Source organism: Micromonospora sp. RV43, from assembly GCF_001029515.1.
GTDB lineage: Bacteria > Actinomycetota > Actinomycetes > Mycobacteriales > Micromonosporaceae > Micromonospora > Micromonospora aurantiaca.
On record NZ_LEKG01000068.1, the window covers coordinates 21,347 to 34,973 of the forward strand.

At 70.8% G+C, this 13,627-nt stretch carries 15 protein-coding genes; all 15 read left to right on the forward strand.

Annotation, left to right across the window (positions count from 1 at the left end):
- Window positions 1-127 precede the first annotated feature (127 nt).
- The 15 genes from ABD52_RS17960 (at window position 128) to ABD52_RS40230 (ending at window position 13,555) form a co-directional block, all read left to right on the forward strand.
- Entirely contained in the window at window positions 128-745 is a 618-nt protein-coding gene (locus tag ABD52_RS17960) for a hypothetical protein (RefSeq protein ID WP_047892583.1), read from the forward strand.
- Between the two features lie 89 nt (window positions 746-834).
- On the forward strand, window positions 835-1,125 hold the full coding sequence (locus ABD52_RS17965; protein ID WP_047892584.1) for a hypothetical protein: 291 nt from the start codon (window positions 835-837) through the stop codon (window positions 1,123-1,125).
- 118 nt (window positions 1,126-1,243) lie between these two features.
- Window positions 1,244-1,753 carry a hypothetical protein gene (locus tag ABD52_RS17970; protein WP_047892585.1) on the forward strand — a complete coding sequence of 170 codons (510 nt, stop codon included), beginning with the start codon at window positions 1,244-1,246 and terminating at the stop codon, window positions 1,751-1,753.
- A gap of 120 nt (window positions 1,754-1,873) precedes the next feature.
- Entirely contained in the window at window positions 1,874-6,736 is a 4,863-nt protein-coding gene (locus ABD52_RS17975; RefSeq protein ID WP_152748270.1) for a DEAD/DEAH box helicase family protein, read from the forward strand.
- A gap of 145 nt (window positions 6,737-6,881) precedes the next feature.
- Complete coding sequence (locus tag ABD52_RS17980) at window positions 6,882-7,163, forward strand: hypothetical protein (protein ID WP_047892586.1); 282 nt, start codon at window positions 6,882-6,884, stop codon at window positions 7,161-7,163.
- 78 nt (window positions 7,164-7,241) lie between these two features.
- The gene (locus tag ABD52_RS17985; RefSeq protein ID WP_047892587.1) at window positions 7,242-7,886 is read left to right on the forward strand and encodes a hypothetical protein; all 645 of its coding nucleotides are present in this window, start codon (window positions 7,242-7,244) and stop codon (window positions 7,884-7,886) included.
- 93 nt (window positions 7,887-7,979) lie between these two features.
- Window positions 7,980-8,447: a hypothetical protein gene (locus tag ABD52_RS17990; RefSeq protein ID WP_047892588.1), complete on the forward strand. Its 468-nt coding sequence runs from the start codon at window positions 7,980-7,982 to the stop codon at window positions 8,445-8,447.
- Between the two features lie 239 nt (window positions 8,448-8,686).
- The gene (locus ABD52_RS17995) at window positions 8,687-9,061 is read left to right on the forward strand and encodes a hypothetical protein (protein ID WP_152748271.1); all 375 of its coding nucleotides are present in this window, start codon (window positions 8,687-8,689) and stop codon (window positions 9,059-9,061) included.
- Between the two features lie 121 nt (window positions 9,062-9,182).
- The gene (locus ABD52_RS18000) at window positions 9,183-9,575 is read left to right on the forward strand and encodes a hypothetical protein (protein WP_047892590.1); all 393 of its coding nucleotides are present in this window, start codon (window positions 9,183-9,185) and stop codon (window positions 9,573-9,575) included.
- A 108-nt stretch (window positions 9,576-9,683) separates the two neighbouring features.
- Entirely contained in the window at window positions 9,684-10,193 is a 510-nt protein-coding gene (locus tag ABD52_RS18005; protein ID WP_047892591.1) for a hypothetical protein, read from the forward strand.
- 112 nt (window positions 10,194-10,305) lie between these two features.
- Window positions 10,306-10,914 carry a hypothetical protein gene (locus ABD52_RS18010; protein ID WP_047892592.1) on the forward strand — a complete coding sequence of 203 codons (609 nt, stop codon included), beginning with the start codon at window positions 10,306-10,308 and terminating at the stop codon, window positions 10,912-10,914.
- A gap of 106 nt (window positions 10,915-11,020) precedes the next feature.
- Window positions 11,021-11,509 (forward strand): hypothetical protein, encoded by a 489-nt coding sequence (locus ABD52_RS18015; protein ID WP_047892593.1) that lies wholly within the window; start codon window positions 11,021-11,023, stop codon window positions 11,507-11,509.
- A 110-nt stretch (window positions 11,510-11,619) separates the two neighbouring features.
- Window positions 11,620-12,033 (forward strand): hypothetical protein, encoded by a 414-nt coding sequence (locus ABD52_RS18020; protein ID WP_047892594.1) that lies wholly within the window; start codon window positions 11,620-11,622, stop codon window positions 12,031-12,033.
- Window positions 12,034-12,140: 107 nt separating this feature from the next.
- Window positions 12,141-12,938, forward strand: a complete 798-nt coding sequence (locus ABD52_RS18025; protein WP_047892595.1) for a hypothetical protein — start codon at window positions 12,141-12,143, stop codon at window positions 12,936-12,938.
- Between the two features lie 68 nt (window positions 12,939-13,006).
- On the forward strand, window positions 13,007-13,555 hold the full coding sequence (locus tag ABD52_RS40230; RefSeq protein WP_047892596.1) for a hypothetical protein: 549 nt from the start codon (window positions 13,007-13,009) through the stop codon (window positions 13,553-13,555).
- Window positions 13,556-13,627 lie beyond the last annotated feature (72 nt).

Here is a 13,627-nt window from a genome sequence, read left to right on the forward strand (position 1 = left end):
GCCAGTAAGACTTACTTGAACTGTGCTGACACTGCCTCGGGTGCCCGTCCGGCTCCGGCCACGCCGGACGGGCACGCCGGGAGTGTGCCGGCCCGCGCACACTGCCCGACCCCCACCAGGAGGACCCATGCGCAACGCGCAGCCCCTCTACTTCCCGCAGCCCTCGATCGTGTTCAACCTCTGGGGGCAGCCCTACGTACTGACCGGCCCCGTGCAACGCCTCGCCAGCCTCGCCAGCAGCCGCTACATGGACCCGCTCGAATTCCGTGGCGTGGGCAGCCCCTACGACATCGTGCTCCTGGCGCTGGCGCAGCAGCTCCGCTGCGACCTGACCACGGCGGAGCGGCTCGCCTCGCAGGTCGCACCGGCCGGAACGTTGGTGCCGCACTCCGACCGCCGGGTGCTCCTGGTGCTGACGGCGCAGGAGGAGTTCCGGTGGCTGGTGCTGCGCGCTGGCCAGCCCGGCCGGGAACCGTCGGTGCCCGACTTCCTGGCCAGCATCGCGGCCGACCGGCGTGCCGCGCTGGTGCCCGACTGGCCGTTCCGGGCGTGGGCTGCCCTGACCGATCGGGTGGCCAGGCTCGCCGGGCGGCGCGGCCCGTACAACCGGCGCGACCTGTGCCGGCTCTGCCGTGAGCACATCGCCAACCCGCACGCCCCGACGTGCCGGTACGCCGACCCCGAGGACCGGGGCGACCACCTGTCCTACGCCGAGATCAAGCAGCTCATGAACAGGCAGTCCTGACACTGCCTCGGCTGCCCGGCATCGCCCTCTTCGGTGGGCGGGACCGGGCAGGCCGGGAGTGTGCCAGAGCGGCACCGGAAGGGAGACGCATGTACGCGGAGCAGCTTCGGGCCGGGTCGCTGGTCGGCGAGCGACGGGTGATCCGGAAGTCGACCGGCCTGATGAACGGCGTGGCGTGGGTGTTCGTCCGCTTTCACGACGGCAGCCGCGGTGAGTACCGGGTGGGTCGGCGTGTGCCGGGCATCCCGCCGCGAACGGACATGCCCGCCGGTCCGGTCGGCGCAGGACGGGGCGTGCGGTCAACGGGTGCGGGATGGCGCGACGGAGAGAGCGCGGGCGACCGGCACTCACGCTTCATCGACCGCCTGGTCTACGCCTGACCGGGTTTCCACGACGGTCCGCTCTGACACTGCCTCGGGTGCCCACAGCCGTGCGCGGCATGGGCACGCCGGGAGTGTGCCAGACCTGGCATGCGTCCCAACGACATCGGGAGTTCCCATGCCCTTCCCGCCCGTTCCGGCCGTCGTGGTCCGCATGGACGGCCGTATGTACATCCTCAATGAGGGGGCGCAGCACTCAGCGTTCGTCGTGTCGAATCGGTACCGCCACCGGCACGGCATCGGGGCGTACCCGTTCGCGGTCAACCTGCGGATGCTCGGCGAGGTGCTGCACGTCGACCTGGTGACCGCCGTGCGGATTGCTCGCTGGCTCTACCCGGACGGCTGCACGACGCCCCGCGATCGGATTGTCCGGCGGCTCGACTCGCAGGAGCAGAGCGCGTGGTGGGTGCTGTGTCGGCAGACCGCGCCGGCTCTGCCATCGGTTGAGCGGTTCCTGGCGGCCTGCGACGCGCTCACCGGTCAGCAGCGGAGGTTCCGCGCGGAAGCTCTGGCGCGGGACGTGGGTGGCGTTGCTGCGGGCGCTGCGTCGCTCGCGGCCAAGCGCGCGGCCGTTGCGCGGCTGCTGGGGCGTGAGCCGGTCGCGGTTGACGGTTGTTCACGGCTCTGACACTGCCTCGGGCGCCCGACCCGGCGGGGTGGGCGGGCGTCCGGGAGTGTGCCAGATCGGTGCATGGGCCGGGGCCTCACTGCGCCCTGAGCCAGTAAGTCTTACTTGAAAGGTTATTCGATGAGTGGAGCTGCGCCCCGTCTGGGTGCGATCGGCCGGGCCCGCGCGTCGGTAGAGGCGTTGCGCGTGCTGGCCACGATGCGTCGGGAGGCGCGTACCGCCGCCCGTCACGACGAACGGGAGATCCTGGCCGGCTGGTCAGGATGGGGTCCGCTCGCGCCGATGTTCGCCCCCAAGGATCAGACCTGGGCGGACATCGCCGAGGAAGTGCGGACGCTGCTACCAGCCGAGGATGTCGAGCTGGGCTCCCGAGGCACCTACAACGCCTTCTACACGCCGACCGAGGTGGCCACGTCGATGTGGGGCATCCTGCGCGACCTGGGCTTCACCGGCGGCAAAGTGCTCGAACCCGGCTGCGGCGGCGGCGTGTTCATGCGTACCGCCCCGGAGCACGCCCAGATGACAGGCGTCGAGCGGGACCCGACCGCAGCGGCCATCTGCGCCGCGCTCAACCCAGACGCGGAGATCCTGGCCGGGAAGCTTCAGGACACGCGGCTGGTCCCCGGGTACGCGGCGGCGATCGGGAACGTGCCGTACGCCGACGTGCGAGTGTTCGACGCCAACGCGCCGTCCGGGGTCCGCTCGGCCCTGCACAACTACTTCATCTGGCGGACGGTGTCGTCGCTCGCGCCGGGCGGAATCGCGGTTCTGCTGACCTCCCGATACACCATGGACGCCTCGGGTGGCGAGCACCGCGACGAAATCGCTGCGCTGGCGGACTTCGTCGGCGCGATCCGGCTGCCCAACGGCGGGCTCGCCGGAGGCACCGACATTGTGGCCGACGTGGTGATCCTGCGCCGCAAGGACGGAACGCGCACCTACGGCCAGCCTTTCCGCGACACGGTGTACGTGCCCCGCGTCGGCTACGTCAACAAATGGTGGGAGGAAGAGCCCACCGCAGTGCTCGGCGAGATGGGCGAGGGTCGCACCTCGCAGTTCGGGCTGACCGTGGCCGTGACGCCCCGCCCGGGTGACCTGCCGACGGCGCAGGGCATCGCCACGGTCGGCGCCGACCTCGCCGAGCAGGCCCGCAAGCGCAACCTGGTGTGGGTCGGTCCGGAGGACGTCACCGCGCTCGGCGACGTGGACGGCCTGACCACTCCGGAGGGCTGGCACGAGGGCTCCTACCACCTGATCGGCGGGCGGGTGTACCGGGTCGAGGGCGGCAGGACCAAGCCCGTGTCCCGCCCCGGCAAGGAGTTGGAGGCGCTGATCGGGCTGCGCGACCTGGCCGTGGAGCTGGTCGCGCTGGAAGCGGACCACTCGTTGCCCGACGCAACGATCGAGCCGGTCCGGCGGAAGTGCCGGGAGGCGTACCTGCGGTACGTGCGGCGCTTCGGGGCGCTCAACCGCGGGAACTTCGTCAGCGGGAAGCCGGACGAGGACGGGAACCCGACGCTGGTGCGCCGCAACCCGAGGATGGGCGGGTTCCGGTCGGACCCGGACGCGCAACTGGTGTTCGCGTTGGAGGTGTACGCCCAGGACACGGACTCGGCGAAGCCCGCGCCGATCCTGACCAGTCGGCAGAACCTGCCGCCGGTCCGGCCGACGCGCACCGACGATCCGGAGCAGGCCCTGGCGTGGTGCCTCGACCGGCGCGGCGGCCAGGTCGACCTGGACTACATCGCCGAGCTGCTCGGGGGCATGGGCAAGGCGACGCTGCTGGCGGAACTCGGCGACAAGGTGCTCTGCGACCCGGCGACGCGCCAGTACCAGACGGCCGAGGAGTACCTGTCGGGCAACGTGCGGGAGAAGCACCGGGAGGCCATCAAGGCAGCCAAGGTCGACCCGGCGTTCATGCCGAACGTGGCCGCGTTGGAGCGGGTGCTGCCGAAGTGGCTGGGCCCGGGTGATATCACCGCGAACCTGGGCGCGCCGTGGATCGGGCCCGACGACGTAGCGCAGTTCGCCCAGGAGTTGCTGGGCTACCCGGCCAAGGTGAGCCGGATCAAGTCCACGAACTCGTGGGAGGTCGAGAGCCACGGCACCGACACGGTGGCGGCCACGGCCGACTGGGGCACCCCGGACGCCAACGCGTACAAGCTGATCGCCGACGCGCTCAACGGTAAGACGCCGATCGTCTACCGGGAGGTGACGATCGGCGGCCGCGACGTGCGCCGCAAGGACCCGGACGCATCGCTGCTCGCCTCAGAGAAGCAGCAGCGGATCCGGGAGCGGTTCGCCGAGTGGGTGTGGGAAGACCCAGACCGCACGGACCGGCTGGTGATGCTCTACAACGAGCTGTACAACAGCCTCGCGCCCAGGAAGTTCTCCGGCTCTCACATCACGGTCGACGGCCTCGCGCCGTGGTTCAAGCCCTACGCCCACCAGTTGGAGTACGTGGCGCGGGCCATGGCGACCCCGGCGGCGCTGTGCGGCCACCCCGTCGGTGCAGGCAAGACGGCCAGCATGGCGATGACCGCGATGAAGCTGCGGCAGACCGGGCTGGCCCGCAAGCCGATGGTCGTCGTCCCGAACCACCTGATCGAGCAGATCACCCGGGAGTTCCGGCAGCTCTTTCCGGCCGCCCGGATCCTGTCCGCGTCGGCCAAGACGATCGCCGAGAACCGGCGGGCGTTCGCCGCCCGGTGCGCGACCGGGGACTGGGACATCGTGGTGATGACGCACTCGGCTTTCGGTCCGGCTGGTCTGCCGGTCGCCGCGCAGACCGAGGAGGCGTACCTGCGGGAGCAGCTCGCCGACCTGCAACAGTCGATCGCCGAGGCGTGCCCGAACGGTGAGCTGGAAGGGCGGATGGTCAAGAACGCGGCCAAGCGCAAAGACGCGCTGGAAGAGCGGATCTTGGAGCTACAGCACTCGGAGCGCGGCCGGGACAAGGGCGTGACGTTCGAACAGCTCGGCGTCGACTACGTCCTGGTCGACGAGGCGCACTACTACAAGAACCTGGCGGTGCCGGTGCGCACCGACGGGTTCTCGGTGCGGCCGAGCAAGCGGGCGACGGACCTGGACATGAAGCTCCAGTGGTTGAGCCGGCGCGGGTCGGGCCGGTACGCGTCGCTGTTCACCGGCACCCCGGTCAGCAACACGATGTTGGAGCTGTACGTGGTGCTGCACTACCTGATGCCGGAGCACCTGCGGGATATCGGGCTCGGGTCTGCCGACGCGTGGGCGGCGGCGTTCGTGCAGTTCGTGACCTCGGTCGACGTCACTGTGGACGGCGGCCAGTTCGAGCTGCGGACGCGGCCCGCGCTGTTCTTCAACGCCCCTGAGCTGCGGATGCTGGTGTCGCAGGTCGCCGACATTCGCACCGCCGAGCAGCTCGGGTTGAAGCGCCCGGCGGCCGACGTGCAGACCATCGTGGTGCAGCCGACGCAGGCGCAGAAGGAGTACACCGCGGAGCTGGTCGAGCGGGCCAAGGCATGCCGGAGCCGGGGCCGCAACGTCGAAGAGGGCGACGACAACATGCTGGCGGTGTGCGGCGACGGGCGCCGGATGGCCACCGACCCGGTGCTGGTCGGGCTGTGGGATCCGGAGCCCGGCAAGCTCGACGCGGTGGCCGCCGAGATGGTGAAGTTCTGGCGCGCCTGGCCGGAGGACTTGCAGATCGGGTTCCTCGACCTGGGCACGCCGAACAAGGACCGAGGATCGCAGACCTACGGCCGGCTGCGGGACATGCTCGTCGCCGCCGGTATGGATCGTGGGCGGATCCGGTTCATCCACGACGCGGACAGCGATGCGGCCAAGGCAGCGCTGTTCGCCGACTGCCGGTCGGGCAAGGTGTCGGTGGTGCTCGGGTCGACCGACAAGCTGGGCGTCGGCACGAACATTCAGGACCGGGTCGTGGCGATGCACCACATCGACGCGCCGTACCGGCCGGCCGACGTCGAGCAGCGTGACGGTCGCGGGCTGCGGCCGGGCAACCGGCACAGCGTCGTGGGGATCCGCCGGTACGTCACCGAGCGGACCTTCGACGCCTACATGTGGCAGATGCTCACCCGCAAGATCGGGTTCATCAGCCAGGTCACCTCGGGCCAGCTCGACCGGACGGTGGAGGACGTCACCTCCGACAGCGTCATGTCGTTCGCGGCGGTCAAGGCGTCCGCGACCGGGCAGCCGCTGCTGTTGGAGAAGGCGGAGATCGACGCCCGGATCAAGAAGCTGCGCGGGTTGCAGCGCAACCACCGGTCGACGGTCGACCGGATGAAGCGGGACATCCCGCTGATGCAGGAGCGCGCTGGCCGGAAGGAGCGCGAGGCCGAGGCGTGGGACGCGATCGCCGCTGCGGCCGGGCCGATGGGAGACGGTGATGGTGCGCGGCTGGCGGCGCTGGCCGAGGACTACTCGAAGTTCTCGGCCTCCAGCGGGATGTTCGCCGGCGTGCGGGTGTCGGTCAGCGCGTGGACCCAGACCGGTAAGACGCCCGAGCGTCACCCGATGCTGCTGGTCGACGGCGGCGGCGGGAACATCGAGCTGCGGGCATACCGGTTCTGGAAGCCAGCCCGGTATGCGCAGGAGCTGGGCAAGCTGCTGATCCAGGCCGAGACGGCGGCCGAGCCGCTGCGGGCCACGGTGGCGCGGCTGCGGTCGGAGATCGCCGACTCGCAGGAGATGGCGGCGCGGCCGTTCGAGCAGGCCGACGAGCTGACCGCCGCGCTGGCCCGGCTCGACCAGATCGAGGCGGCGCTACACGCGGCGGCCGTCCGCAACGAGGACGACCAGGAGGCCCTGGCCGACGCTGTGCCGGTGGCCGCCGCCCCGGTCGATGGGCTTGGTGAGCTGGACGGGCTCGGGGAGCTGGGTGACTTCTTCGACTCCTTCGAGGCGGAGTTGAGCGCTGAGCTGGCCGAGCTGGAGGCGCAGCTCGAAACGGAGTTGGACGGGCTGCTGGCGATGCTCGCCTGACGGTCCCCGGTCCGGTGCTGCCGCTGGGACGGCGGCGGCACCGGGCTTCCGGCCGCGCGTGATGCGGCCCTTTCACACCCACCCGCAAGTAAGTCTTACCCGCCCTGCCTGTCTTGAGCAGGCCACGCACCCCAGGAGCCACCCAGTGCTGTTCACCGCCACCCACAAGATCGACGCCAAGGTCGGCGACGTCATCGAGGTCACCGCCGCCACCGACGGCCAGACCTACCAGCTGCGCATCGGCGTCCTCGACACGATCGACCGCTTCCCCGTCGTCACCGGCCGCATGGTCGACGGCCGCGGCCGTACGACCGACGAGATCCGCACGGTCGTCCTCGACGACAGCAACCCGTACGTCACGGTCCCCGGCCGCCGCACCTTCGCCGAGATCGCCCTCTGGCGGCTCCGCACCCGCCAGGACGCCTGAGCCACCCATCGCCGGCCGGGCATCGACACCCGGCCGGCGCCACTCCCCCAACCCCCAAACGCCGAGGAGGCGCACACCATGAAGGTCTCCACCACCCGCAACCGCCTGCACATCGCCCGCCTGCACGCACAGGACGCCGCCCAGCGCATCCGAGCCTGCTTCACCAACGCCGGATCGCTCGTCTTCTACGCCTCGCCGAACGTCCCCACCCACGGCGAGGTCAGCGTCCAGCTCTTCACCCTCTACGACACCGTCCGGGCCGACATCTGGGCCGCCACCGACGAGCACAGCGACCAACTCCACCGCACCGACGTGATCTCCGCCCGGCTCCGCGACGTCTACCGCACCGCCCCGGAGCTGTTCCCCCGCGCCTTCCCCGCTGGCGGGGCGCTGCGCCTGACCATCGCCGACGCGCTGCGACCCGTGCCGAACCTAGGCGTCGACGGGCTGGTCGACCTGATCGAGTCCCTGCGCCTCGACTGGCTGACCGTCGGCGACCTGCTCCACGACGTCGCGATCAAGGGCCGCTCCCACCAGCACACCGACGGCGCGCTCGACGGACTGGACGACGACGACGCCGAGGACGCCCTCTACGAAATGGCCGGAGCCGTCGCCGCCGAGGCCAACAACCACGGCGTCCACGGCCAGGCGGCGTTCCTGCTCACCCAGATCGGCGAGGCCGGCGCTCGTACCGCCCTCTTCGACCTCGCCGCCGGCATCTGACTGCGGTGCCTGACCGCACCGTCCGGACCACCGCGCCGGACGGTGCCGCGAGGCACCGGGCAACCGCGCCCAGCCACGACACCAGGAGCACGCATGACCGTCCAGATCAAGGACCTGCTCGGCACCTACCAGACTCGCCGCGCCGAGTGGCGGAAGCACCCTAGTCAGCCGCCCCTGGCAGGCCGGGCGCTCGACGCCGTCGACGAGCTGCTCGCCGCCCTCCAACTGCGGGCGTACCCGGTCAGCGACGAGGAGGGCTCGGACGACCGGACGGAGCACGTCGTCGTCACCGTCCAGGGCGTCGACCTCAGCATCCGGGGCCGCACCAGCGACCTCTTCGTCCACATCGACAGCGGCGACCGCGACCACGACAACGCGGTGAAGTACCCGCTGACGGTCGAGGTGAACAACTCCGGTGAGAACGACTACCCCACCGACCCTCAGTACATCGCGTGCCAGGGCACGACCTGCATGTTCAACGCCCGCATGGGCGACCTGGACGCCTGGGAGAAGCACAACGCCGAGTGCCCCGAAGTCGACAACGACGGCGAGCCGATCTGATACCGAACCGCCCACCGCCCACCGGCCCTCGATGGCCGGTCGGGTACGCAGTGCGGCTTCGCCGCCCTCGCCGCCGCCGTCGCCTGACCGCCCGGCGCGACACCGCCTAATCCGGCACTGCCCGGCCACCCACCGGCCCCGCAGCAGCGGGTCCGGCGGGTGCCGAGTGGTGCCGGCGTACCCGAGCCACTGCCCAGTCGACGGTCGACCGGGCAATGCATCCCTGATGAGGAGCGACTGTGAACGAGTCAAGCGTGGAGAACCAGGCCGGGACCGCAACGCTGGAGCCGACGGGCCTGATGTACGACGGCCACCCGGTGCGGGTGGTCGAGGTGGAGACGACCGTGAAGTTCCGGGCGTTCGTCTACGAGGGTGCTGCGGACCTGCGGGTTGCCCAGCAGATCGCGGACGCCGTGGAGTACCGGGCACCGAACCTGTCGGACTCCGAGGCACCGAGCGACCTCTGCCCCGGTGACGCGCTGATCGCACTGGTCCGTGGCGGCAGCAGCGAGGCGGTGGAGACGGTCAGCCTGACCGTTCGGGACGTGCCCGAGCACGGCTTCACCGGCCGGGCGGTGGACGCCGCCGTCAACGCCACTCTCAGCTGGATGTAGCTGTGACCTGACTCCGGGTGCTGCCCGGCGCTCACCGGGCCGCTGCGCTACTGCATGCGGCCCGGGCGGGTGCCGAGTGGTCCCGGCACTAGAGCCGACCAACCGAGCCGAGGAGGCACCCATGCACGTCACCACCATCGTTGCCACCGTCGCCCTGGGCGACGTCGCGCCCCAGCTAGCCGACTGGAGGGTGCGGGCGGCGCTCGCCGACCTGGGCGTGGCGCTCGTGCCGTGCCGGTGGGCGCCGGACCCGGACACGATCGCCGAATGCGCCGGGGCGGACAAGGCCACGGTGCTCGACCTGAACGAACCGCCGCAGCTTCCCGCCGCCGGTGCGCCGTCCGTGGGGTGGCTCGACGGGCTCATCAGCGCGCTGATGGAGCTGCGTCAGCAGCACGGGAACGTGCGGGTGCTGTTCGGCGACTACGACGGCGAATACAAGCGGCTCGGCTACCTGCCGGTCGAGGCGGTGGAGCACGACCGGAGGGAAAGCGCGGTGGTGCTCACGTACTGACGGGGCTGCCCGGTACTCACCGGGCCCGCCGTGCTGCGGCGCGGCTGGCCCGGGCGGGTGCCGAGTGGTCCCGGCACCAAGCCGGCCCCTGACGAACAGGAGAGACCCTTGCTCGACACCGACACCAGGCGCGGCCCGATCAACTACCCCGGCCCGGATAACGACCGGGGCGAGTACGCCGACATGCAGCGGGCGCACACCGCCGCGATCGGCGAGCACGCCAACCGCAACGCCGTCTTCCAGCCCGTCACGTTCGGCTACGAGGAGCCGGCCGTGGAGGTGGCCGGTCTGCAAACCGCTACCTTCGCCGACGACGAGGGCCGCCTCGTGGTCAGCGTCGACACCCAGGGCGTGATGCCGCTGGCCGACTGGCCGAACAACCCGGAGATCACCGTCCGGGTTGACCTCCGCGACGTGTGGACGAGCGCCCACCGTGGCGGCATCGCCGATCAGCTCACGCCCGAAGAGATCGAGCACGCCCTGGCCGTGCTCGCCAACCAGTGGCTCACCACCCGGATCAACCGGCTCGGCCAGGTCGGCATCACCGATCCGCAGCGAGCCGTCGCCGAGAAGGTGCTCCGGCTGGTCGCCAAGCGGGAGGGGCTGGACGTCGGCTGACCGGCGCCACCCAGTGACCGGCCCGCCCCCTTGCGCCACCGGGGGGCGGGCCGCTTGCCGAGTGGTGCCGGGCGTCCGCCCGGCGGCACTTCACCCCCACGGAAGGAAGACCATGACCGACACGATCACCTTGGTCCGCCACCCGCACACCGGGCTGCGGACGCCCGACGACCGGTTCAAGGTCACCTCGCTCAGCCAGCACATGGCCCACGACGGGGTCGCCTTCACCGCCAACCTGAAGGACCGGGCGCGGATCGTCGGCACGATCGAGAACGAGGGTTACGGCGGGCCGACCAACTTCTGGTGCAAGTTCGAGCACACAAGCCCGCTGCACGTCTCGACCCGCGCGTTGGAGGAGTACGCCACCCTGTGCCGCAGCGAGCGCGGGGGGCAGGTCAACATCGAGGACCTGCTCAACGACCTGGTCACCGAGTTCGAGACCGGCAAGCGAATCAAGGCGGTCGAGAAGCGCGACGGCGCGCTGCTGCGGATGCTCGGCTTCATGCCCGGCGGTGACGGCGAGCCGGCCGGCGACCCGTACGCGCAGGACGAGGCCACTTGGGGTATGCCCGCCGAGCGGCTGAACCTCGAATGGGCCGCCGAAACCTTGCACCGCAGCCGCCCGCCCGCCGAGCACGCCTGGTGGCAGGTGTGGCGCGACGGCAAGTGGGTCGACGTGACCGCCCGGCCGGAGCACGTCCCGGCTGACCTCTACTGCTGACCGACACCAGCCCGCTACCGGCCCGCCCTTCGCCCGTCGAAAGGCGGGCCGGTCCATCAATGTGGCCATGAACGCCGGCCACAGAAACGACCTGAAAGGGAACCCGATGGGGCAGATCATCGCCCTGCGCCGCAAGCTCCGCGCTCTCGCATCCCGGCTGGGCGGGAAGGGCCGCACGACGTACCGGTACGGATTCGTGGAGTTCTCCAGCCTCGACGCCTACAACGAGCCGACCTTCGACCGGTGGACGTTCCTGCTCGACGAGAGCGTGACCGACTTCGCCGCGGCCTGGCAGGCGGCGGTGGCGACGTTCTGCAACGACCGCCGGGTGTTCACCGACGTCGTGCAGAACCGTATGGCGCTCGCACCCAACCAGCTCGTGGCCGAGTATCCGGACATCCTCGCCGCGCACGGTCTGACGCTCGCCTCGCTCCCGGACGGGCCGAGCGTCGTCATCGCCGATGACCTGCTCGTCACCAGCGGCGACCGGCGCTGCGTTCACGAGTGCGCCGACGGGCTGCTTTGCGGTCGGCCGCTCGATCACGACCGCCGCGACAGGACGTGCGGCCGACACCCGCAAGAACTGACTACCTGATCGGCGCCGCCCAGTGACCGGCCCGCCCTCTTCGCACCTGGGGGCGGGCCGGTTGCCGTGTGGTGCCGGGCAGACGCCCGACATCCAGCCCTCCATGAAGGAGAAGCAGTATGCGCTACAACCTCTCGGTCGCCTACGCCGGCACCCCGGAGATCCTGCCGCCGGGCACGGACTACGGAATGGACACCCTCGACGACAACGAGTACGGCGCGAAGCTCGGCGAGGTGCTCGTCGTCGGCGAGCCCGAGGACCTGCGGTCGACCGGCCGCAAACTCATCGAGCAGATGGACAAGGTCGCCCCCGCCGAGCCGGTCGACGTCGCCGGTCCCGCCCAGCGGCTCTCGCACGAGCAGGGCTGGACGTACGAGTCGCTGACCGACCTCGCCTACAGCTTCGTGCTGGACGCCGACAACGGCACCCGGGCCGCCTTCCTGGCGCACCTGCGCCACGTCGCCGAGGGCGAGAACAACGACGCGGCCGTGGTTGACGGCGACCTCGACGCCGACGAGCCCAGCGAGGGCTGACCCCGACTGCCCGGCGCTCACCGTCCCGGCCGCGTTCCGGCCGGGACGGCGGGCCCCGAGTGGCCGAGTGGCTACTAACCCCGCACCTGCACCCCAGGAGGGACACCATGGACGACGCTCAGCCGATCGTCACGTTCAACACCGACGCCGCCCTGCTCTGGCTGACCGAGCCGGTTACCGTGAATGGCAAGACGATGACCCGGGCGCAGCACCTGGGCATCCGGAAGAAGTACAAGTCCGACCGCGACAAGATCGAGAACTGGACGCACAAGCTCATCGAGGCCCTGCAGAACTTCCCGTGCCCCGCCGCCTGGTTCGTCCACCCGGCCGCTGAGGTCGAGATGTACCCCACCCCGGACCTGGGCGAGGGCGGCGGCCTGGTCGTCGTCCGGGTCGGACGGCTGCGGCTGGCCAGCTCGTCGCAGATGTCCTCAGAGTTCGCCTTCGGTGAGGAGCTGCCCGGTGTGGAGGCTGCCGTCGAAGCGCTGAGCGTCGTCGCCCGGCTCGCCAACAGCCTCGGCGAACTTGGGCAGATGCCACACGTCAGCGTCGACGCCGACGCCTTGGAGGAGTGGCTGATGCACCCGGAGCACGCCTTCCTGGGCGACGACTGGTCGCCGGCGTCGGACGCGATCGCCGTGCTGGTGCAGGACCTCAACGAAAGCCCTTCGCCGCTCGCCCGGCGCGCGTTCCAGCTTCACGGGCTGACGGAGGTGTTCGCGATCAAGGTGTCCGGCGGCAAGACGGTGTTCGGTGCCGACGTCGACGGCGGCGGCCGGATCAGCACGGTGCCGCTGGGCTGGCGCGACCTGATCAGCCACCCGGACACCGCCGGCCCCCAGGCCGCCATTACGGCGCTGGTGCGCGTCGCCGAGGAGATCAACGCGGCGTACCCGCGTCGCTGACCCAACCATCCCGTGCCCGGCCTGTCACCAGACAGGCCGGGCGCTTCCGTTTCCACGAAGGGATCGACATGACCAGCCTCATCCAGTTTGCGCCGAGCCAGGCCCTCACACCTGCGGCCGCCGGCGACGGCGAGGTGTGGCAGTTGGAGCACATCTACGTCGACCACGGCGGCCTCTGCACGGTGGTCCGGGCGTACCTCGACCCGGCGAAAGCGGTCCGGGATCTGGCCACTGCCATCCGGCCTCGCTGGTCGGTAATGGCCGACCCGCTGAAGAGCGACAGGCCCGAGGGGATGCCGGACACGGCTCCGGTGAACGACTTCGAGGCGGTCGCCTGGTATTTCGCTTCGCCCTACCCGCTCGGCGACGAGCGGCACGAGGTGTTCGAACTGTGGCGGCAGCGCATCGACGACGAAGTCGTCGAGCGGCCCGCAGGCGAGGAGTACGCGCTGTCGGGGAGCTTCCAGGAGATGCTCTGCGTCTGCGGCAACACCGGATCCGCGGACGGGTTCACCGACGTCGACGAGCACGGCCGTGACGCGACGCCCGCTTCCAACTGCTGGCTGCGGTGCGAACGCTGCATGCGGCTTCTGCACGTGGACCGCGCCCACAGGTAGCCGACCACCGCGATGCCGGCGCACCAGACGACCGCGGGGATCACGTCGCCGGCCGACGGCGCGCCGTCGAGC